The 24,833-nt window shown below is 35.7% G+C and carries 11 protein-coding genes; 2 read left to right on the top strand and 9 right to left on the bottom strand.

Annotation, left to right across the window (positions count from 1 at the left end):
• Positions 1–117: 117 nt before the first annotated feature.
• Positions 118–1,266, top strand: coding sequence for a hypothetical protein (locus ALGA_RS00405; RefSeq protein ID WP_096427415.1), 1,149 nt, complete (start codon positions 118–120; stop codon positions 1,264–1,266).
• A gap of 88 nt (positions 1,267–1,354) precedes the next feature.
• On the opposite strand, the gene ALGA_RS00410 is transcribed toward ALGA_RS00405, so the two are convergent.
• The gene (locus ALGA_RS00410) at positions 1,355–3,151 is read right to left on the bottom strand and encodes an arylsulfatase (RefSeq protein WP_096427416.1); all 1,797 of its coding nucleotides are present in this window, start codon (positions 3,149–3,151) and stop codon (positions 1,355–1,357) included.
• Between the two features lie 34 nt (positions 3,152–3,185).
• Positions 3,186–4,346 carry a family 16 glycosylhydrolase gene (locus ALGA_RS00415; RefSeq protein WP_096427417.1) on the bottom strand — a complete coding sequence of 387 codons (1,161 nt, stop codon included), beginning with the start codon at positions 4,344–4,346 and terminating at the stop codon, positions 3,186–3,188.
• Positions 4,347–4,580: 234 nt separating this feature from the next.
• On the opposite strand from ALGA_RS00415, the gene ALGA_RS00420 reads away from it, so the two are divergent.
• Positions 4,581–7,760, top strand: coding sequence for a glycoside hydrolase family 2 TIM barrel-domain containing protein (locus ALGA_RS00420; protein ID WP_096427418.1), 3,180 nt, complete (start codon positions 4,581–4,583; stop codon positions 7,758–7,760).
• A gap of 807 nt (positions 7,761–8,567) precedes the next feature.
• Here ALGA_RS00420 and ALGA_RS00425 read toward each other — a convergent pair.
• From ALGA_RS00425 to ALGA_RS00455, 7 genes are all read right to left on the bottom strand, one after another.
• Positions 8,568–9,020 carry a hypothetical protein gene (locus tag ALGA_RS00425; protein ID WP_145957550.1) on the bottom strand — a complete coding sequence of 151 codons (453 nt, stop codon included), beginning with the start codon at positions 9,018–9,020 and terminating at the stop codon, positions 8,568–8,570.
• Between the two features lie 53 nt (positions 9,021–9,073).
• Positions 9,074–10,666, bottom strand: a complete 1,593-nt coding sequence (locus ALGA_RS00430; protein WP_096427420.1) for a hypothetical protein — start codon at positions 10,664–10,666, stop codon at positions 9,074–9,076.
• 14 nt (positions 10,667–10,680) lie between these two features.
• Positions 10,681–12,456 carry a RagB/SusD family nutrient uptake outer membrane protein gene (locus tag ALGA_RS00435; RefSeq protein ID WP_096427421.1) on the bottom strand — a complete coding sequence of 592 codons (1,776 nt, stop codon included), beginning with the start codon at positions 12,454–12,456 and terminating at the stop codon, positions 10,681–10,683.
• Between the two features lie 18 nt (positions 12,457–12,474).
• Positions 12,475–15,510 carry a SusC/RagA family TonB-linked outer membrane protein gene (locus tag ALGA_RS00440; protein ID WP_096427422.1) on the bottom strand — a complete coding sequence of 1,012 codons (3,036 nt, stop codon included), beginning with the start codon at positions 15,508–15,510 and terminating at the stop codon, positions 12,475–12,477.
• A gap of 539 nt (positions 15,511–16,049) precedes the next feature.
• Complete coding sequence (locus tag ALGA_RS00445; protein ID WP_096433298.1) at positions 16,050–17,570, bottom strand: alpha-L-fucosidase; 1,521 nt, start codon at positions 17,568–17,570, stop codon at positions 16,050–16,052.
• Between the two features lie 277 nt (positions 17,571–17,847).
• Positions 17,848–22,026, bottom strand: a complete 4,179-nt coding sequence (locus ALGA_RS00450; protein ID WP_096427423.1) for a hybrid sensor histidine kinase/response regulator transcription factor — start codon at positions 22,024–22,026, stop codon at positions 17,848–17,850.
• 150 nt (positions 22,027–22,176) lie between these two features.
• Positions 22,177–24,372: a glycoside hydrolase family 3 C-terminal domain-containing protein gene (locus ALGA_RS00455; protein ID WP_096427424.1), complete on the bottom strand. Its 2,196-nt coding sequence runs from the start codon at positions 24,370–24,372 to the stop codon at positions 22,177–22,179.
• Between the last annotated feature and the right edge of the window lie 461 nt (positions 24,373–24,833).

Here is a 24,833-nt window from a genome sequence, read left to right on the forward strand (position 1 = left end):
GGCACTTTAACGGTAGCCATAACGGTTATTAACCTCACTATAACAAATAGAATACTAGACGAATAAGTCAAATAGGCTCCAATTACAACAAAACGATTCACAACAAGATAAATTCATATGCTCTCAAAGGATAAAAAACTAGAAATAACAAAACAAATAGTTGGGAGTGATACCTTTAAAAATGCTCCAACCAGCATTGCTATTTTAAAATATTTGGTTCAGTCCAATATCGAAGACCGATTTTTAAAAGAAAGTGTAATTGATATTGAATTTTTCGGTTCAAATTCTGATTCTGAAAAAAATAATCCAAGAGTAAGAGTAAATATTTTTAACCTTAGAAATAAACTAAAAAACTATTACGAAGGTGAAGGAGCAAATGATTTATGGCAGATAAAAATTGACAAAGGACAATATGCTGTTCGTTTCGAAAAACAAAATTTAAAAAGAAAACGGATTTCAATGCCTCGATACAGACGGCTGATACCTTATTTGCTTTTTTCAATTGCTCTTATCGCATTAATTCTTTCTCGCCTTCCTGCTTCAACACCATTACTATGGCAAGGCTTCTTTAAAAATGAACATTCTACCAACCTTTTTATTGGTGATGCTTTTGGATATGGAGGAAAGACCGCATCTGGACTGGCTGGCTGGACCCGCGATTTCAGCATCAACAGTTTGGACGAATACTATGCCATGCTCGACCAAAATCCGGAACTAAAAGCCAGCACTACCCCAACGGAATTCTTCTACTCAACACGCATGGCAGAAAATGCGACTCACGATTTAGCACGATTTTTCACAAAATGGGACAAGGACTTTGAAATTAAATATGCAACACGCACTTCATTTTCAGACATAAAAAAAGGAAACACCATTTACGTAGGGCGATTTAAAGATCAAAAGAATTTTGTATATCTTTTTAACGAAGCCAATCCCTTTTTTAAAATCAACGGAAAAAAGGTAGAATTTACCGGTCATGCAAGTATTGCTGATACCATAATCTCTACAGACTCAAAAGGAATTGAATTAGATTACACGGTGGTATCCAGAATGCCTGGGCCTAACAATACAGAACAGTTCTTATTCTTTTCCGACCACGATATCGGAGTAATGGCTACCGTGGAATATTTTACCAATGCAGATTCGATTACTGCATTTGCAAATAAATATTTAGATGGGAAACCCTATTTTACAGCCATTTATAAGACAAAAGGGAAAGAGCGTATTAATCTTGACCTAGAAACAATAATGGTTGTGCCGTTCTAATTGGAAACTCACCTCTAAAAAAAAGCATTAAAAAACCCTGAATCGCATTTTGCGATTCAGGGTTTTTTTATTTTCAGTTATACTACGTCTACAATCTCTCTACAAGAAAATAGTAAGCCATTTCCTTCTCTCCTTTATCATTGGTAAAACTTCCGTAAAAATTCATTTTACCTGCCGCCAATTCAATTTCAACCTCAGCAGCTTTATTGTCTTTTGTAAAAGAGCATTTGTACTCTTTTCCATCAACAACAATCATTGGGTTCTTTAAGGATAATGATTTCCCCTCCTCTATCATTTCGGTATGACTGGTCGCTTTTACACCATCAACCGCAGCATCCATTTCCAAATTACTCTCTTCAGGATATCTTGAAATAGTAAACTTGTACTTGCCTGATTTCACAACTTCGGTAAAAAATTCACCTTCGCTAAAAGCATCTCCTTTACGGATATAATTCTGATTCCAAGGAATATTCTGCTCACTGTGCATATCATGACAAGTCAAGTGCATTGGATTTTCATGATCAGATCCTATTTTCATTAATGAATATTCAAAATCCTTCTCGGTACTCGTCCACCATTGATCGTAAAATGAATTCATTTCTGATACAACATCAGGATAGGCATTAGCAACATTCACGTTCTGCCCCGGATCTTCATGAATATCATACAACTCATCACCATTCACCAAACGCCATCGTGTTGTCATTACGCATGAATTTCTGCCTTTTTTTGGCCATTGAATACGCTGAGTATCTGTCACCAACATTCTTTTGTCAAAATCAGTTTTTGACGGTTCATTAAAGATCATATCCTTAAGAGATTTTCCATCCATCTCTGATTCATAGGTGTGTTTCAAATCACACAAATCGACTAATGTTGGTAATAAATCAACATGAGCGGTTAACGAATTAATATCTCTACCTTCTTTAGGCATTGCGTCGGGCCAACTAATAAAACAAGGAACTCGATGACCACCGTCGTATTGACTTCCTTTTATCCCTCTCATTCCAGCATTATAACCAGTTGTTTCACCCGTTTTCTTATCTATATAATAACCTGCAATAGTTCCGTTATCGGTCATGAAAATCAGGATTGTGTTTTTAGAAACGCCTTGTTCTTCCAATTTTTTACGGAATTTTCCCACCTGCTCATCCATCTCAGTAATCATACCATAAAAACGCTTTTGTGCTGGCTTCAAATTGGCATCTTTATACATTTCGTAATACTTCTCTGGCACATTAAATGGACTGTGCGGTGCATTCAACGACAAGTAAAGGAAAAATGGTTTCTCTTTATTTGCTTGAACAAATTTACTCGCTTCCTTAAACCAAACATCTGTGCAATAGCCTTCTACTTTCTCTGGTTCTCCATTTCGAAAATAAGTGTCATCGAAATAATCATTGTTCCAATAATCAGGCGTTTGACCTACGCCACCACCCCCATTATAAAAAGCAGTATCAAAACCTCTATCGTGTGGACGAAATGGGTACATATCTCCCAAATGCCATTTTCCAAACATAGCTGTCGCATAACCATTTTCCGAAAAAACATCAGCAATTGTAGTCTCCTTTTCATTCAATAAAGAACATCCACCAATGGTATGCCATGTTCCATTTCGATTAGAATTACGACCAGTCATTAATCCTCCTCGCGTTGGAGTACATGTGGTTCCTGTATGAAAATTGGTCAAACGAACACTTTCCGAATACAATTGATCAATATTCGGCGTTTTAATAATCGAGTTTCCATGGCAAGCCAAATCGCCATACCCCTGATCATCAGTCATTATTAAAATAACATTTGGTTTTTCAACAGGAGCTTCTGGTTGACAACCCAAAATGGGTAGAGCAATAGTAAGTGCTCTAAATAAGTTTTTTATTTTCATTTTTCTGATATTTGATCTGGTAAATCATCAACACTTAAAAAATAGCTTCTACCCTTTTAAATTTGGATTTAGAAGTATAATTTGCTTGAACGCGATATGGCTTCTTGTTTTTCAAATCGACCATTCTCACGTCCAATTTATTGTTTCCATATCCAGCATAAACAGCAATTTTTTCCTCATGCAAAATGTTCCCATCTTCATCTAAAAATAAGAACTCAATCTTTCTGTTTTGATTGGCTTTATAAGTAAAATCAATAAGTAACGAAGTTCCCTTATTGTTTGCTACAAGCTCTATATTTTCATTAAAAATTGATTCGTTATAAGTAGATTTTATTTTTTGATCCACCTTTATGAGTTGATAGGATCTTACCCAATCGTAGAAAGCAGTATTAATTGAATCGTTCAACAAATCATCTTTTGCAGGAGCTGGTTGCCAATCGTAAGTTTCCGTAACCATGTTAATCTTCATGGGTCTATCGAATGGATGTGATGAAATATCAGTTCTAAACTGAACCGAATCAGCCAACTGATTATCTGCATAAAATACAACTTCCTTGTCATTTTTCCACCAAGCCCCATAGGTATGAAACTCATCAGATACTTCAGAGTTTAGTGTTGTTCCTGTTCCTTTAGACATAAATGTCTCTTTTTGCTCACCAGGTTTCACATATCTAAAATGAGTATTGGAATTCATCCCATTTCGAAACTTCGCATGCACAGTTCCTCCACCAATACATTCCTGAATATCCAATTCCTGACTATAAGAATCTCTCGTATCTTCAGTATCTGCGTAAGGCACTTTATCATTTGACATCCAAAAAGTAGTCGACATTGCAATTTTAGATGCTTTTGCACGACACTCGTAATAGCCATAGTATGCATCGAAAGACTTGGAAGATACCGCTCCACCATAAATCGTGTAATCTTTAACCGGTTTATCCAACACACCACTTTTTATTTCCAGATTCCCATTTTTTACAGATATGGCTTCAGGAACAAACATGGCAGGAGCTCTTCCCTCCCACCCATTAAAAGTATCGTGCCATTTTTTTGAATCTAATTTATTCCCATTGAATTCATCTGAAAAAGTTCCATTCAATACCCACCGATATCCTTTTGGAGGAATTGGCGGATCAGCAGAAACAGCACCCATAATAAATAAGAATAGCAGAAGTAATGAATATTTTCTAATCATAGCAAATTAAGTCTTAATGTTAGTAAGACAATATTACGATCTCTATCAGAAAAATGAGAAATAAATAAGTTCTGAATAAGGGGGCATTTCTGTAAAACGAATAGGAACTTCTATTATTTACCCCCCTAATTTGTTCTATTTAAGCTCGCATCTCCAATTGGTTCAAACTATCTTTACGGATAAGATAAACCCGTAAATATTAGTCATAAATTAAACCTTAACATATATCGTGAAATGAAGAAATTACTATTGGCTATTTTGTGCCTCTCCTTTTTGTCATCGCAAGCCCAACAGAAAAAAAATGATTGGGAAAACGAAGCCGTTTTTGGAATTAATAAGATGCAAGGACGGGCAACTTCTTACTCCTACAAAAACACCTCCGATGCATTAAGTGGTGACAGAAATAAATCTGCGATGCAATTACTAAACGGAATGTGGAAGTTCAATTATTCCGATAAAGTGGATAATCGACCAATCAATTTTTACGAAACTGGATTTGATGCCTCAAATTGGGATGAAATTACAGTTCCCTCGAACTGGGAATTGAAAGGATACGGAAAGCCTGTTTATGTGAACTCTGATTTTCAAGTTGACTTAAAACCACCTCACTACCCTTGGGAAAACGAAGTTGGATCCTATATCACCAATTTTGAATGGAACCCAAATTGGAAAGATCAGCAAGTAATATTGCACTTTGGCGGTGTAACCTCCGCTTTTTATATCTGGATAAACGGCAAAAAAGTGGGTTACAGCGAAGACAGTTGTCTGCCTGCTGAATTTGATATTACCGAGTATCTTACCGAAGGAAAAAACACACTGGCTCTTGAAGTTTACCGATGGTCTACAGGTAGTTTTCTGGAAGATCAGGACCATTGGCGTTTAAGCGGTATTCATCGTGAAGTAATGATATTATCGCAACCGAAGGTAGCCATTAACGACTTTTTTGTTCGTACCAAATTTGATTCTAATTTGGACAATGCCTTGTTACAGATTCGTCCTCGATTATCGACAATTGACAATGCAGATTATAAAGATCTTAGCGTAGAAGCTAAATTATTTGATGCCACTGGCAAAGAAGTAATGAAGCCACTTGCAGTGAGTGCCAGTAAAATAATCGATGAATATTACCCTCAACGCGACAATGTTTACTTTGGATTATTGGAACAAAATATCGAAAGTCCTATAAAATGGTCTGCGGAGAATCCATATTTATACACTCTTGTTCTAAATCTAAAAGATAAAGATGGAAAAGAATTGGACACTCGTTCTCAGAAAGTCGGATTTAAAGATGTTACGATCGATGGGAATGTATTATTGATTAACGGCAAAAAAGTAAAATTGTACGGAGTTAACCGTCACGATCATAGCCAAACTGGAGGAAAAGTAGTTTCTCGGGCAGATATAGAAAAAGATGTTCAACTGCTAAAACAATACAATTTTAATGCGGTTCGCACCTCACATTATCCTAACGATCCGTATTTCTACGAATTGTGTGACCAATACGGAATTTATGTGATGGACGAAACCAATTTGGAAACTCACTCTACAAGAGGATTACTTTCCAATCAGCCAACTTGGGCCGGAGCTTTTGTCGATCGTGCCATTCGTATGGTAGAAAGAGATAAAAATCACGCAAGTATTATTTCCTGGTCTTTAGGAAATGAGTCTGGTTGTGGACCAAATCATGCGGCAATGGCAGCTTGGATAAAAGACTACGATCCTACTCGTTTTGTTCATTACGAAGGAGCTCAAGGAGATCCTACTCATCCGTACTATATTAAAATGGGTAAAGAATCAAATGCAAACTATGCCAAACATTTGTCCAACCCAACAGATCCAGCATATGTTGATGTTATCAGTAGAATGTATCCTACATTGGAACAATTGGAGGATATGGCAACAAATCCATATATCAAACGCCCAATTATGCCTTGTGAATATGCTCATGCAATGGGTAATTCGCTTGGTAACATGATGGAATACTGGGATTTGATTCACAAATATGACAACCTGATGGGTGCTTTTATTTGGGATTGGATTGATCAGGGAATTTTACAACAAGATAAAAATGGAAAAGATTACTACGCTGTTGGTGGTGATTTTGGAGATGAAATAAATGCTGGTAATTTCTGTATGAATGGCATCATTGCTTCCGACAGAACCCCAAAACCTGAAATTGAAGAATGTAAATACGTATATCAACCAGTTACTTTTAAAGCAGTTAATTTAAACGAAGGTCTGATTCGTATTCACAATCGTCAATGGTTTTCCAATACCTCCGATAAATTATTCACCTGGGAATTGTATCAGGATGGTAAAAAACTACAGAAAGGTAATTTACCTATGCAGGTAATTAACCCGGAAGCTTCGAAAGAGATTCATATTCCATTCGAAACACCTAAGCTGGTTCCTGGTGCTGAATACTGGCTTCGGGTAAGCATGCATAGTACAGAAACAAGCCTATGGGCAGCTAAAGGATTTGAAATTGCAAAGCAACAATTCAAACTTCCAATTGGAATCGAAAAGAATGAGACTCAGAAGCAAAATCTTCCTGAAATATCAGAAAAAAGAGAAAACGGAATGATTGTTCTTTCCAACAAGAATTTCAAACTTAAAATTTCAGAAAAAGACGGTTACATCCACCAACTAATTTCAAAAGGAAAAACAATTATTGATGGAGCAATGACTCCAAACTTTTGGAGACCGAAAACAGATAATGACGAACGCGGATGGAAACCGGAGTTAAAATCAGCTTTTTGGAAAACTGCGGCTCAAAACCTACTATTAGAATCCTTAGATGTTGAGCATGGGCAAAAGGGGCAGGTAAGCGTTACTTCTGTTTCTAAAATAGGAAACAAGCTTAGCTTACAAATGACTTATGCTATTGCAGGCGATGGCTCAATAAAGATTGATTACAGCCTGGATGCAGATACATCTCTACCGAAACTACTACGAATAGGCTCAAGCTTTAAAGTACCTGTAAACTTCTCAAAAATGAGTTATTACGGGAAAGGACCATGGGAAAACTACAGTGACCGTTCGGAGGCTGCTGAAGTAAACGTATACAAAGGCAACGTAGATGATTTTGTGTTTGAATATGCTCAACCACAAGAATGTAGCAACAGAACCGAAGTGAGATGGTTGCAACTTCAGAATAAGAATGGATCTGGTTTACGATTCGAAGGAGCTCAAGCTTTAAGTACCTCTGTTTGGCCCTGGACAGCCGAATCGTTAGAGCAAGCAAGGCATACAAACGAATTGAAGAAAGAGAATTTCTATACGGTTAATATAGATTTGACTCAAACCGGTGTTGGCGGTTGCGATACTTGGTCACCAAAAGCTGAACCCATTGAAAAATATCGTATTTACTCAGGAAAATATAAGTATTCATTTACAATATTACCACTAAAATAAATTATCGCATTTTAGTTTTATGAGGGGAATTCCATAAGGGATTCCCTTTTTTCATGTCCAATTAATCAAGCTATTTCAGGAGAAGACAGAACACAAAAAGTCACGAAATTCCTTTTTTCAGCAAAACGCTTCATTTGTGCAGAACAGATCCTCATTTGAGCATAAAAATAAGCTTCCGTAACATGGGTTTGAGGCTTCCGTAACAACAACGATACCTTCCGTAACATGAATTTGGGCTTCCGTAACAGATCAAAAGAGTCTCCGTAACACGGCTTAGAGCTTCCGTAACACACGTAAGCTCAAATACGTGTTACGAATGGGCTAAAAGAGCGAACGGAAGAATAGAAAGTTGTAACGGAAAGGCAAAAACAGCTAACGGAACAAGTACTTCCTGTAGCGAAACATAAAAAAAGGAAAACAGATCAGTTTTCCCTCGATCAGTTGTACTTGTATGTAGTTAATTTTAATCTCTCTTTTATTGTATCCGTATTCTATCGGCATTTTTGATATTTCCATCTCACAAAACGAACACCTATCGGCTTAAAAGTCTTCCTATCGGAGGACAAGTTAACTATCGTAGGTGTTACAGAGCGTTTTCGTTTGATTTTTATTTATTGCTTTTCCTATTTCAACTTTTATTACGCCACACGAATAATAATTCTTTTTCCAGCAAATCTTCTAGCAATAGCAACGATGGTATTTAGCATCAAGTGGGTTCCTGAATTAATAGATCCCAATAAACAATTTTGGGTACAAAAAAAGAGGATCGCAAAAGCGATCCTCTCTATAATTTAGATTTATAACGTCTTAGTTATAAACTTCTGTCTCAGTTAATGTACCACTTACAGAAATTGTGCTTGTAGATGCATCTGGTTGAGTTACTAGAATTTCAACAGAAGTAACACCTGTTACTTTATCAGCAGAAATTACATAGTCGTAGGTTTTAGTACCCATCGACTCATTACCTTCTGCATCGGTTACTGTTACACTTTCAGTAGCAGTAAACGAAACCATATAAGTAGTTTCATCCGATGTGTCAGAATAATTATTTGTTTCGTAAGACGAAATAAATTTATCATTCCAAACAGTCAACAGAGCCGTTTCTCTATAGATATTAATTTGATCCATAGTTTCATTGTTGGTTTCTGAAATAGTATAAACAGAAGTTAATTCAATATCTGGAACATCATACTCTTCATACTCACAAGAAAATGTGGCAAAAACCAAAATAAGACTTAAAAGTTTTATAATATTTTTCATGATTTTCATATTTATTCCCACCTCTTTCGAGGTGGGAGATATTAAAATTTTATTTACGGACGAGGCTCATATTCAGAAAAGCTAATATCATCCCAATAAGTCTCAGTTATATGGTAGGATAGAATCTGAATCCCTAATGTCGGAGAAGCATCGGTGTAATTAATAGTTTTTGTTACCGTTTTCCATACGCCATCTGGAGCACCATAACCAGTCCATAGTCCTGAAAATTTAGCATCGATAACGCCACCTTTGTTGATACGCATTTCGTAACCACCACCTGTCGCAGCAACAACTTTAATTTTCCACTGAACCTGGTATTGTTTACCTGTTATTACCGAAAAGTTAGTTGTATTAATAACTGAATTTCTACCAGCAGCAACAGTGTTTAAATGCATGCAATAAGCACCAGTTGCAGGATCAGTAGTTGAATACTCATTTAGGTTAGCTGCTACATGATCAGATCCTGCTACCCAATTGATACCAGCATCTTCAAATCCACCAGAAACAACAAGGTTAGGCTTATACATCTTAACCACTGTTGTAAAGGCTGCTAAATTTCTTTCATCAGAAGACATGATAGTTCCACCAACATAAGTTACAGTAATAGCATCTGAATTATAAATTGGCTCAGTTAATTTAAGCTCCAATACAGTTCCATTTGTAGACTTAATACTAGCAGATGCAACAGCGATATCCTGATCGAACGCACCATTTGTAACATGTACAGTAAAATCACCTTCTTTACCTGCAAATGGTACCATTTCACCAGTCAAGCTAATGCTTATTGTTTCATCATTAGCTTCTGTAGCCTGACCAACAACGTCAAATGGTAAAGTAGACTTAATTACTTTAATTTTTAAAGGAACATACTTCATCTTATAACCTCCAGGAATAGATTCACCTGTACGAGAAGAATTTAATCTTGTAAAATAAGTTCCTAACTTATAGAAACTTACAACTTTTGCAGAATCTACAGATGTTGCAGGATTACCTCCACCAACAGACCAAGTTCTACTATCAGGACGTCCAATCGTAGTCATATCGACAAATTTAAGCGCCTCACCAGCCATAATTTCTTTAACTGGCCAGCTTGAGGAATCAGCTAAAACATGTTGCTCATCGAAATTTACATTTACAAGCTCTACATCTTCATAGAAAACCTTAAATGCAGATTGGATAGAATCATAAACATCCACCACAAAAGTGGTGTCAATAACCCAAAGGCCATCTTGCATTACAGATTCTAATGTATCCGTACCCTTAAAAACAACTTTGTCGTTAAAAGTATTACGTAATTTCACTCCCTGTATTCCAGCTTTTGTAAATATTATACTAACTGTTTTTTCGGTAGATTCATTACCAATATTTTCATCAATAAACTGTGTATACGTAGAATCTTGTCTTACGATTCTGCCCGTTAGAAAATTACATCCGCTAGTATCAGAAAAAGACCAGCTATGATCTACAGCATTTTGCGATAAATCCGAAAATGACAGATATTTTCCCACAGCAACTGTTTTTGCCTGACTAAACGAACTGGTGTACCAATCGACATCAGAATAGTCGTTTAATGGTTCATAATCCGCTTCGCAAGCAAACAACATTGCCAACACGGAAAATAGAAATAAAAATTTTATATTTTTCATGATCTCTTACTTTTTTAGTTAACCTCTGAGTTAGCTGTTGTTTCACTAGTAGGAATTGGCCAATAGGCATGAGTTGCTTCATTATAATTCACTGCAGATTGAACATAGTCCATTGATTTGTAATCAAAATCAGCTGAAGTAGCATGTTGTAATACACTTCCCCATCTTGTTATATCTTTAGATTGAAGTTCACTATAAAACTTATAATCACCTCTTTTGTAATATCTACTAGCTAAATCCGTTAAACGAGCTTTAGTAATCCCCCATCTTCTCATATCTAACTGACGAATTGCATATCCTTCTGCAGATAATTCCAATGGACGTTCCTTATACATTATATGATCCATAAGCGATTGAGCAGTATAAGTTACATCATTATGTGTTGAAGTTGAATTTTCACTTCCTGCACTTGGTCCTAACAACATTAAAGCTGAACGATAACGAACTTTATTAATATATTTTAATGCTTCTGTAACACCGCCATTATCTGTTCCTCCTTTAATTAAACATTCGGCATACATCAATAAAACATCAGCATATCGAATTACTCTAAAGTTAATCCCTGATTTATTATTTGTTACTTTTTCAGTATTTAAAATATCCCAATTAGTCATCTTTCTCCAATAACCAGGTTCACCATTGTTAAACGCTGTACCATCTGCTGTAACATTGCCTTCGTAGTAGGTCATGTCTTTATCCTCTACTAATGCTACAGAGTAAGATGTTCTTAATGAAAAAGTTCTTAATCGCTTAGTACCATCCTCTTCAGTTACGATATTACGCGGATCTGATGGATCCATAGGATCTTCCATATAAGCCATTAATAACCAATTACTTGGATAAACAGATCTCCATCCACCCACTGGACTAAATTGCATATGATACGTATTAGTTGTTCCTTCTGCAGACCACTCACTCTCATCAATTTTTAATGCTGCGTTGTAAGCAATTTCAAGAATTGATTCATTATTAAATTCACCTTGAGTCGTAAAGTTATCTGCAACATCAACTAACTGATAAATACCTTTATCAATTACCTGTTTAAAATAAAACGCTGCACCCTCGTAATTCTTTTCGTACAGATAACTCTTACCCAATACTGTTGCAGCCGCTCCAGCAGTTACACGACCCAAATTTGAATTATTATCAGGTGTTCCTAAAGCGTCATATTTTGTCCACGCACTAGGTAAATTATCTAATGCATATTCTAAATCTGCTCTAAAAAACTCCTTTATTATAGCCGCATCTGTGAGAGGTTGATTAAAATCGGCTTCACTTTCAGGAACAAAATCATATAAGATTACATTTCCGTTATTATACGAACTGTGTAGGTAAAAATAGAAAAGGCCTCTAAAAAAACGAGCCTGCGCATTCAATTGAACCCACTGTTCCTTCTTGTCAGTAGTTGTCATATCAGCTTCTATTCCATTTAAACCTTTAATAACCTGGTTTGCACGAAATATACCTTTGTATAAATTCTCCCATTTATTATTCGCTCCTCCGGAAGATGCTGTAAATGTTTGTAAATAGTACACATCAGATGTGTTTGGTCTTCCCCAACCAGGAAATGCCAAATCACTTCTTTTAGTTTCTTCTGGAACACTCATTAAATTAGGATTACGAAACTGATTATATACGGAAGTAAGTCCGTTATTACAATCAGATAGATCCAGCCAATAACTCTCGGTAGAAATCTCATTCGGATTTACCTCGGTAAGGTAATCATCGCAACTGCTAAAGGACAATAGAACTGATGCTGCTACTATGTATTTTAATATATTTATTTTCATCGCTATTAACTTTAAATTTTAGAAATCAAGCTGAATACCTGCTCTGTATTGAGAACTAATAGGATAGTTACCTTTATCCAAACCTCTGGTAGCCAATCCATCATTACCAACTTCTGGATCGTATCCTGTATATTTCGTCAAAGTCAAAGGATTATCAGCAGCTATATAAAATCTTAATTTCGATACACCTATTTTATTAATGACATTCTTAGGCATAGTATATCCGATAGTAACGTTACGTAAACGAACAAAAGATCCATCCTCTATCCAAGTATCAGCCCAAGCACGATAGTTATCATGACTACCACCTCTGTTTGACGCTATAACACCATAAGGATTAGCTTCAGTCCATTGGTATAAAAGATCTTTGTGTGTACCTGCTGTGTAAGCAAATATTTTCGATCCATTTATAACCTCTTGTCCAAAAGATCCAAACCACTGCATCGAGAAGTCAATTCCTTTATAATCGCAGTTAAAGTTTAAACCTATCTCGAATTCAGGAGTACCACTACCCCCGTAAACACGATCGGCTTCATCAATTACATTATTACCATCCTGATCCACATAAATCAGATCACCCATTTCAGCACCAGAATTAATTTTTTGATAGGCTGCTAATTTCTCCTCGGTATTGGCTAAACCATTGGTTTCCATTACCATATACGCTCCAGCTTCATAACCTTCTCGTATTACAGTAATTTTATCGCTGTTACCACTTATATTAACAGGGTTACCATTTGAAAAATACGCGATCGGATTTGATCCTGTCATCTTGGTAACCTCATTCACATTTTTAGAATAAGTTGCATTTACAGCCCAAGTAAATTTTCCATGTTTTCTGTAACCTACTGCTAATTCAACTCCTTTATTAGTCATATCACCAACATTAAGGATCACACTCTGATTTTGACCAGCTCCTGCTGCTGTCGGAATCAACAATGGAAATAACAAGTCCTTTTTACTTGTATCGTAATAATCAGCAGACACTGTCAATTTATTATCAAACAATCCTAAATCAACTCCTATATTCTTCTGAAAAGAAGTTTCCCATTGTACATCAGGGTTAGCAAAACCTGTTTGCACGCCACCTAATGCCATAGTAGGATTAGCATCAGTACCAAATGGATAATCATATCCAGAACTAATTGTAGCGGCATTACTGTAATCTTGGAAACTCTGATTACCTGTTGTACCGACACTACCTCTAAGCTTAAATGAATTAACTGTTGAGCTTAAACCTTGCCAGAAATTTTCATCTGAAACATTCCATCCTACAGATGCTGAAGGAAAAGTTCCCCAACGATAATCCTCACCAAATCGTGATGATCCATCATGACGAGCACTAACACTTAATAAATAACGCCCCTTATAATCGTACTGAAAACGAGCTAATAATCCGACAAGTGAATTTGTTCTATTCTGATTATAACCATTTCCAATTCCTACTGATGGCTCAGCTGTTGTTTGACCCAAATTTTGAACTTCGTTACTGGTTATATCTTGTCCTGAAGCCCAAAAACTTGTGAAAGTATATTTTTCGGCTGAACCCATGGCCAATAATTTGATTTGATGATCTCCGAACCTCTTCTCGTAATTAGCTCCTGCATCCCAAGTAAAACTTGTATTGCGGTCACTTGTATTTTTAACACCAGAACGTGTGTTTGGATTCAAAATTAAAACTCCATCATCATCATAAACCTTAAACAAAGGATTTGTTAACACCCTTGTATTATTACCATATAAAACACTTCCTGAAGCAGTCAGATTTAATCCTTCCGTTACCTCCAAATTAATGTTTATATTACCATTAAACTGCTCTCCGTTACGAACATCAGTTTGTTTTAACTTAGCCATAATAGTTCCCAACTGTTGCTGGTCATTACCTAATGTTCCTGCACCAGAGAAAGAAACTGCATTTGGATCTAAAGGGGCTTGATAAGGCTTATACTTGTATGCTTCGTAAAGCAAATTCCACGAAGCGTAAGCTTGTTCTTCAACTCTAAAACCCAAACCTGTTCTAATCGTCCATTTACCCTTTTTATAAGAAGTATTGGCTCTAACATTTGCACGTTCATAATTTGAATTAATTAACGTACCCTCTTGCTTAAACAAAGATCCAACTACATTATAAGTTAAACCCTGCTTACCACCAGAAATATTAAGACTGTGATTTTGAATTGTAGCATTGTCATTTTCTATCGTATTAACAATACTTGTGTTATTTGTAAAGTTATCTGTAGAATTTTCCAATGAAGTCCAAATCTTATCAGTTGAGGTAGCCGGATCTAAATGAGTTTTGCTAGTCACAAATTGATAAAGATAATCTTCAAAATTAAGTAATTCAATACCTGAAGTAATTTTCTGAATCCCATAATAACTATTTAAGGAAATTTTCATTTCTCCAGCCTTACCTTGTTTGGTTGTTATTAAAATAACACCAGCAGCACCACGAGTACCATAAATCGCACAAGACGCAGCATCTTTTAGGATATCCACTGTTTCGATTTCACTATTACCCAACCTTGGATCACTCTCCTGAGGAATTCCATCCACAACAAAAAGTGGTGAATTTTGTCCATTGATAGAACTAACACCACGAATCTGAATGTTTGAAGCAGCACCTGGCGCACCAGAACTTGCCTGTACACTTACCCCGGCAACCACTCCTTGTAAAGCAGAACCTAAATCGGAGGTTGAAATTTTCCCCAACTCCTCAGCCTTTACCTGAACTACAGCACCAGAAATCTCTTTTTTCCTTTGAGTTCCATAACCAATTGCAATAACTTCATTCAAGTTATATAATTGAGGTTGCAAGGCAACATCAAGTTTAGCACCAGAAATCGTTTTTTCCAACGCTTCCATTCCCATAAAACTAAAAATAAGAATTTCTCCTTTATTAGCTTTAATACTGTAATATCCATCAATGTCAGTAATTGTACCTATAGTTGTACCTTTAACTACGACACTTGCACCAGGAATAGACAGGTTGTCTTCAATAGAAACCACCTTCCCTTGGACTTGAATTTCTTGACCATACATATCAAAGGTCAACATTAACAAAAGGGATAAGATTATACCTCTCGCTTTCCATGAACTTATGTACCCTATGTCCTTCATAAAATTAAAAATAGATTAGTTTTTTAACAATTATTTGCATCTCTATACACTCGTTAACAAAACTAGTTAGTTCACGTGCAAACGTTAGAATAAAATAGTTCAAATAAAAGGGGGTTTTTAAATTGGCATACAAAAATGGATTCTAATGATCCTACAACTCCATAAAATTGGGATTTTTTAATCAATGCTTGTATGATTTTATTAAATTCTTACTGGCAATTTAATAGGAAGAAAAGTCTGTTTGACTTGGCCTATTTAGCTCGTCAATTAGCTTCCCCCCCCTCTTAAATGAAAAATGCCCCCGTTAATTTCCAAAGAAAACAATAAAAATAATTACTCTAATCTCTATCAAATCAGAATAAATCGGCAATAAAAAATACAAACAAAAATGAGGAGCTGATTAGCTCCTCATTTTCAACTAGATATTACATTTAATGCAATATTATTTTATTTCACGACTAAATAATTACTATCATTTATTCGATTTCAATCTCAAATGCACAAGCATAATTTGCTTTTCCATCTCCGTTTACCTTAATTGATAATCCCGAATTGTCCACTTCCCAATCACATGCATTTTTACTTCCAAGAATTCTTACCGATTTAATCTTACCCTTGCACAACTCATTACCATTGGCAAATGATTTCACGAGATATTCACCATTTTCAGCGATATCCATAGCAATAACATATATTTTACCCTCTTTCTGTGTAAATCTAAAATCGGCTGCAGTTAAGTCCTTATTTTTTCCTTCCGTATGATGACCTGTCTTCACCTCGGTAGGTCCTTCTCCAAAGATAGTCCATGGTCGCGTACCGTAAATAGCTTCACCATTCTTGCTTAACCAGGCACCCATTTCAAGTAAAATATTAGCTTGATCAGCAGGAATAGTACCATCGGCCTTCGGTCCAACATTCAATAACATATTACCATTCTTACTCACGATATCAATTAAATCATCGATTAAAGTATTTGCATCTTTAGAATTCCAATCTGTAGTGTAGCACCAGCTATTAGTACCTATAGAGGTATCTGTTTGCCATGGAAATTTTCTAATATCGGCAGATTTGCCTCGTTCAATATCCAACACATTTGTTCCTTCAGGAAAAGTTTCATGTTTAAAATTCTTGGTTTGAAGAACAACATCCTTTTTCCAATCAATTCCCTTATTGTAATAATAAGCAGCAAGTTTTGCATGATAAGGAACAAATTCATCGTGATCCAAAACAAAATCAAACCAAAGAATATCAGGCTGATAATTATTGATAATATCTTGAGTTCTATTCCACCATAAATCAAGAAATTCCTGATCTGCAGGAGCATAATGCTCATGATCTCTTGAGTAAAGATCAGAATACTGAGGATCACTGGTGTCAAACCCTTTCTTATGAGTATAATAATTCCAGTTAAAAGCAAAATGAGATGAAGCACCAAAATATAATCCAGCATCCTTTGTCGCTTTTGATATTTCCGCCAAGACATCACGTTTCGGTCCCATATCTACAGAATTCCATCTTGTATAATTTGATTTATACATCGCAAAACCATCATGATGTTCTGCCACAGGAACTACATATTTTGCTCCCGCTTTCTTAAATAAATCTATCCATTCTGTCGCATTAAATTTTTCAGCTTTAAACATGGGGATAAAATCCTTATAACCAAATTCACCCGGCTTACCATAAGTTTCCACATGATGAGTATAAAATTCATTTCCTTCATGACTTACTTGTTCGCCATTTGGGTTCCACTGAACTGAATCCATATACATCCAACGAGGATACCATTCCGATCCATAGGCCGGCACACTATACGGTCCCCAATGAATAAAAATTCCAAGTTTTGCATCTCGGAACCAGTCAGGAGTTTGATATTTGGCCAAAGAGTTCCAATTCTCCTCGAAAGGTTCGCTGTTTACCATTGTGGATTCTTTACTATTCACACAGGAAACAAACAGCGTTCCTGCCAACAACATACTTATTGCAAGTTTTTTCATCTGTTCTTTGTTAATTTTTAATTTCAACAATCCGCTGCAGAGTAAACGATATAGTTGTTCACTCTGCAGCAGGTTATTTAATAATTTAAAAAGTGTATTAGATCGCATTTCAAAAATACATTAAACAAAGAGCAGGCAGGTGTCCAAACAATACTTTTAAACGGGGGTATTTTTAATCAATCTTACGGTTTCAAATAAATTCATACTTACAACACGCAAAAAAGAGAATCATATATTGATTCTCTTTTATTCTAAAAACATTCGTTTAATTTTATTGCTAAGATGTAGCATCATCATCCTCACGATGCTGCCTAATAAATTCAGATGGAGTTGTATCAAATTGTTTTCTAAAGCATTCTCTAAAATATTTCATATCATTAAAACCAACCTCGTACACCACATCGGTAACCGATAAGCGATCTAATTTCAATAATTGAGCAGCTCTCTTTAATCGAATAGTCCTAATAAAGACATTGGCAGTCTGTCCTAGTAAAGCCTTTAATTTCTTATTCAAAATTGATTGACTGATGCCGACTTCCCGTCCTAATTGAACCACTGTAAACTCGGGATTACTAATATTTTCTTCTACAACCTTAAGTAATCGTTCAACCAATTTTTCATCAATGGAAGTAAATGTTATTTCTTTTGGTTCTACCTCAATCTTCTGATTAAAAACTTGCTTTACCATTCTTCGAGCCTCAAGAATCGATTTTATTTGTGCTATTAAGACATCTATATTAAAAGGTTTAGAAATATAGGCTACAGCCCCTTCAGTAAGTCCGGTTAACTTGTCTTCATCAGCAGATTTTGCAGTTAGAATAACAATTGGAATATGACAAATTTCCTGATCCTTCTTAATTAAATTACACATTTCAAAACCATCCATTTCAGGCATCATCACATCACTAATTACAATATCAGGATTAAATTTTTTACAAAGATCTAATCCCTCTTTACCGTTATAGCCCTGAATGCAGTTAAACTCCTCTTCTAAATTATTTTTTATTAATGTTTGAACATCATAATTATCTTCTACAATTAGAACAGTCGATTTCTCTTCATCAAATACTATATTATCGGTTGATGTTAGTTCTCTTCTTTCAATTTGGTAGTCTTTTATGATGATTTGCTTTTCTATTGATTGTTCCCGAGGTTGATCAGCAAAGTCATCATTCGTAAAATGAAGCTTTCCCTTGCTTAAATAAACTGAGAAAACAGTAGCAATATTGGGATTGCTGGAAACCAATATTTTACCATGATGCAAATTTATTAGATTTTTAGCGAATGCCAGACCAATTCCTGTCCCCGAAACTTTGGATAATTTATGACTGCTTGTTTGATAAAATCGATCAAAGAGAAAAGGCAATTTATCTTTGTCAATTCCCGGACCATTGTCTTTAATATCGAATCGAACCCACTCTTTTCCATCAATCTCCTCTTCAGAAACAATAATTGAAACCTCCCCACCTTGAGGAGTAAATTTAAATGCATTAGAGAGTAAGTTAAAGAGCACCTTCTCTATTTTGTCATAATCAAACCATAATTCAACCGTAGGGTATGCATTTATCAATTCGTAGCGAATTCCTTTCGATTGGGCTATCTCATTAAAGGCTTCAAAAACCTCTTTCACCAAATCCATCACATTACCTCGTGACACAGCCAATGGCATTTTCCCTTTTTCCAGTTTTCTAAATTCCATTAACTGATTAATCAGACGATTAAGCATCCCAACATTCTTGATCATTAAAGAATAGTTTCGTTGACGATATTCTTCATCAACCCGATCGCCTTTAGAGATCAATTTTTCCAATGGGCTTTGAATTAAGGTCAATGGTGTTCTAAACTCGTGTGATATATTGGTAAAAAACTGCAATTTCATTTGAACCAGTTCTTCCATTTTTTCCTGTTCAAAATGGTCCATCATTAGTTTATTTTTCTTGGTAACATCAATTACCGAATACCTGCGAAAAAAGACTAATAGTATCGCAAAAATCAGAAAATATAAAAAGAAAGAATAGCCAGTTAACCAAAATGGAGGAACGACCTCTATGGTCAGTATAGAAGGAATTGTTGTCCATACTCCATCGTTATTTGTAGCCAAAACTTTAAGGGTATATTCACCCGGAGGGATATTTGTGTATTTAGCTCTTGGTTCAACACTATTCACGGTATTCCAACCACTATCAAAACCCTCCAACCTATACTTATACTTAATTTTCTCAGGTGCCACGTAATGGAGCGCGGTAAAACCAACTGAAAAACTATTTTCACAATATTTAATAGAAACAGAATCTGTAGATGGCATTTCGTTTTCAAGAAGAACTCTCCCATGATACGTTTTTCCCGTTAAGATTTGTTCATTTAATATAAACAGCTCCGTAAACTCAACATGAGATGCATATGGATTATCTTCTATTTCTTTTGGAGTAAACACATTAATACCATTTACACCACCAAATACCATTTCACCATTAGCTCTTGTATAAGAGGCAAGCTCACTAAATTCATAATCCTGCAATCCATCCGAAATGGTATAATTTCGGATCTCTTCAGTATCAATATTAAATCTTGTTAATCCTCTGTTTGTTGAAATCCACAAATTTCCTTCCCGATCCTCTTCAATTCCTTTAATAACATCATTTGGCAAGCCATGCTCCGAGGTATAGGATTTAAACTTAATTTTTCCACCTTTTTCATGTTTCAGCAAACAAAGTCCTCCTCCCATAGTACCAACCCAAACTCTATTCTTACGATCAAGATGCATGGCCAACACATAATTATGTGTTAACGACTTATCATTTTTCGGATCATTTACCACAGTTAAAAAGAAAGGGGTTGAATTTTCCTTTTTTCTTTTTTGTAAAATATTTAAGCCCATATCGGTACCTACCAAAATATTTCCATCACCATCCTCAAGTAAACTCCTTACAATATCTGAACATATGGAACCTTCGCCATTCGCTGTATAATGATTCAGCACAACAAGCTCATTTTTTACTCCATCGTACTTTGTTTTATACAATCCAGAACCATAGGTACCAAGCCAGATATATCCATCGTTATCAACTAATATTGTAAATACCGAATTCTGAACCAAATGAGATAAGGGTTCAATTTCAATGTCACCACTCCCATTCATTTTCGCCAAACCTAACCTTACGGGATATCCCGCTCCAAATATCACCCTCTCAGTTTCTTCAGGCAAACCTGCAATAGAGTATACATAGTTTTGACCATTTACAACCTCTGTTATAGCCTTGTTAATAAAGCCTGTTTCATATTCACCTTTCTTATTTGCCGGCAAACAAGAAATTCCTCCCCCTTCAGTTCCTATCCAAAGATTAGTTTTCGTGTCTTCATAAATCGCTCGGATTTTATTATACGACAGACTTCCTTTGGCATTTGTCCGACTAATATGATGGAATTTCTTTTCATTTAAGTCAAGGCAGTTAAGACCTCCTCCATTAGTACCAACCCACAAAAGTCCTGAATTATCTTCATACAAATCGGTTACAATATTAGCACTTAAGCTTTTGGAATGATAAAATTCATATTGAAAATGTTTTAAAAACTCTAAGCTCTCCTCATCTTCGTTCCAAGTAAATTGATACAAGCCTTTATTATTTGCTCCAAACACAAAACCTTTACTCGTTTTAATACTTGATGGAAAATAGTAATTTGAAATTTTTTTAGGTGTGAATTCCCCCTCTAATTCAGCAATATAATATACACCATCATTACAAGAGACAATAAACCCTCTTTCAGTTTCAATAATTGAATGAGCAGTTCTTCCCGACAATTTAGAAATTCTTGCCATTCTTAATTTCAAATCACTGGTTAGGGTTACCATATACAATCCCCTATTACTTCCCAGCCAAATTTGCCCTTTTGAATCTTGAAATAACAAATTGACAGAACTCAATGCATAAAATTCATTTGCTCTATCCGAACTTGCTTCAAAAGTTACATTTTTATCATCTGAAGCATTGTATTTTTTAGTATCAATAATACTCACTCCACTTATCGACGATATCCATAGCATCCCGTCTGAGTCAATAAGCATTTTGCCCGCCTTCCGATCCAATAAAATACGCTTGCCATTTCTCGCCTGAGGAACTTCATGAAACTCTTCTTTTTTTCTATCGAAAAACCAAACGCCATTATCTGATGTTCCTATCCAAAAATTACCATTAGGGTCTTCGACCATACAAAAAGGCAAATTGCTGCCAATAGGATGTTCCATTGGTGTTGTTCTCTGATAAGTAATAAAGTTCAGTCCATCATATCGATTCAAACCATCAACGGTTCCAAACCACATAAATCCTTTAGAATCCTGAAAAATGAAATTGATGTCATTTTGGGAAAGACCATCAAGCGTGCTTAATCGTTCAAAATCCGTTTGAGAATAAGAAGTAAAACACACAAATAACAGTAGAGAAGAGAGGAATAAACGCATACCAACTTAATTAGTAACAGATTTTAAATTAGAAAAAACAGGACTAAATTTCGCTGAAATTTCTTTATAACTCCATAATGTATAAAAAAAAACTTTCCCTGCATAAAATACAGGGAAAAGTTTAATATTTGAATAATAATTATCCTTAATTTATCTGAGTTCAAAAGTTTCTTCAACCAAATTTATTGAACCCAAAGCCTGCTTATTTTTAATTGGAGAAGAACCTCCAATATAAATTTTATAAATCCCTTTTTTAATAGTCTCAGTTCCTTCCTCTGTAATCTGAGCCATTTTGTTTGCATCAATTACAAATTCAATTTGCTTAGCTTCCCCTTTTAGCAAGGATATTCTTTGAAAACCAATCAACTTTTTAAAAGGAGCACTAACACCTGCTCCTGGCTGAGAAAGATACAACTGAACGACCTCATCGGCATCAAAACTACCAACATTTGAAAGTTTAACCTTAACCTTTAAAGAATCATTTCTCTTCAATTTTTTAGCACTTAATTCTATATTACTGTACTCAAACTTGGTATAGCTTAAACCAAAGCCAAATGGGAAAAGAGGATCCTCTTTCATAAATTTATATGTCCGTCCTTCCATACTGTAATCGTCGAAGGGTGGTAACTGCTCCATACTGGCAGGAAAAGTAAGTGGCAATTTTCCTGATGGCGATATTTTACCAAAAACGACATTAGCAACTGCAGTTCCTCCATCCTGTCCTGGATACCAAGCCCAAACAATAGCATCAGCTAATTCGGCAACTTCTGGCATAATCATAGGACTTCCTCCTGTCATCACAACAATAACAGGTTTCTTATTGTTCTTTTTCAATTTACGCAAAAACTCAAGTTGATTTGCAGGTAAAAATGGTTGCAAACGATCACCCATTGTTTCTGAGGCGATGGCATCTCCTTCTTCACCTTCCATGGCACTTGAAATTCCCAATACTGCAATTATTGCATCAGCACTTTTCGCTTCTCCGGTTGTCCAATCAATTGGATTCACATTTTTGCGGTAAGGCAAACAACCCATTTTATAATTAATTGTTGTTCCCGAGCTCACAGCGGCAGTGATTCCTTCCAGAATATTCACCAAATGATTACTCATTCCATAGTAATTACCTAACAAAACATCACTATTATTTGCCTGTGGTCCTGTAACGTATAAATTTTTTATTGAAGGAGACAAAGGCAATGCATTGTTCTTATTGGTTAGCAGAACGATCGATTTTTGTGCAACTTCAAGTGCTAACTGGTTGTGCTCGTCACTGCAAATTACTTCTTCTCCAATTTTATTGTATGGATTTTCCTCTTCCGGATCAAAAAAGCCTAACTTAAATTTAGTACTCAACAAAGCGCGTAAGCTCTTATCGATTGTTTCCTCTTTTACTAATCCTAAGGCAACAGCTTTTACCAAGTTCGGATATACTCTTCCACAATTTAAATCGACACCACTGTTTATGGCAAGAGCGGCCGATTCAACCGCATTCGCTGTAACTTTGTGATGCAAATGAAAATCTTCGATGGCGCCACAATCCGATACAACATGACCTTTAAATCCCCATTTATCACGAAGGATTTCCTGTAGCAACAAGTTACTCCCGCAAGCTGGTTCTCCCAAAACCCGATTGTAAGCTCCCATTACAGATTCTACATTCGCCTCCTTTACTAAAGCCTCAAAAGCTGGCAAGTAAGTTTCATAAAGATCTTTTTTTGAAACAACGGCATCAAATTCATGACGTAAAGCTTCGGGACCAGAATGTACCGCATAGTGCTTGGCACATGCTGCTGCTTTTAAATATTTTGGATCATTTCCCTGAAGACCTTTTACAAATGCAACACCAATACGCGAAGTAAGATATGGATCTTCACCATAAGTCTCTTGTCCTCGGCCCCATCTTGCATCTCTAAAAATATTAATATTGGGTGTCCAAAAGGTTAAACCAGCATATTTTGCTCGATTATCATTTTCAATCGAAATATTGTACTTCGCTCTGGCCTCGTCAGAGATAGCTGTTGAAACTCTTTGGGCCAAATCAGGATCAAAGGTTGCAGCCAAACCAATTGCCTGCGGAAATACAGTTGCACGACCATTACGCGCAACACCGTGCAAACATTCATTCCACCAATTATATCTTGGAATTGATAAGCGTGGAATTGCCTCGCTAACATCTGTTAATTGGGACACTTTTTCTTCTAGAGTCATTGCATCAATTAATGCATCAATTCGAACTTCTATCGGCAGATCATAGTTGAACCATTCATAATTTTCACTTTGTGCATTCACAAATGATAGATTAATACAGCATACGCTTACCAGAAAAAAAAATGCTTTTAATTTCATTGTTCTATTTTCAATTTAAATACTACTTCCAATTATTCAACTTTAAAAAAATGAATTATGGCTAAAACTTTTGACTTCCAAACCTACCATCAAAAGAGAATATCATTAGAGTCAAAATACCTTAAATTAAGGGGGGATATGCTTCCTGTTTTTCAACAACAACATACAATAAAGTCATAATACACTACTAATCATTCGTTTTTACCTACCTAAACTAATAACGTGCCTATCATTTAAATTAAGGATATCCTATAATCATTAAAATTTAAAAGTAATGTTTTGCAAAGGAAATACACCCCTCAGTCAGTTATTAAATGTCCCTGCTTAGTTTGTTTAAGCTCATTTATCTTTGTGATAAGAGATATTCAGCATATTCAAAAACTGAGTTACTATGGAAAAAATAAAACCATAGGTTACAACGACCTCTTGAATACAATTGTAAAAAACATTGAATTTTCGTC

Origin of the sequence: Labilibaculum antarcticum (assembly GCF_002356295.1) — a bacterium.
Classification (GTDB): Bacteria; Bacteroidota; Bacteroidia; order Bacteroidales; family Marinifilaceae; genus Labilibaculum; species Labilibaculum antarcticum.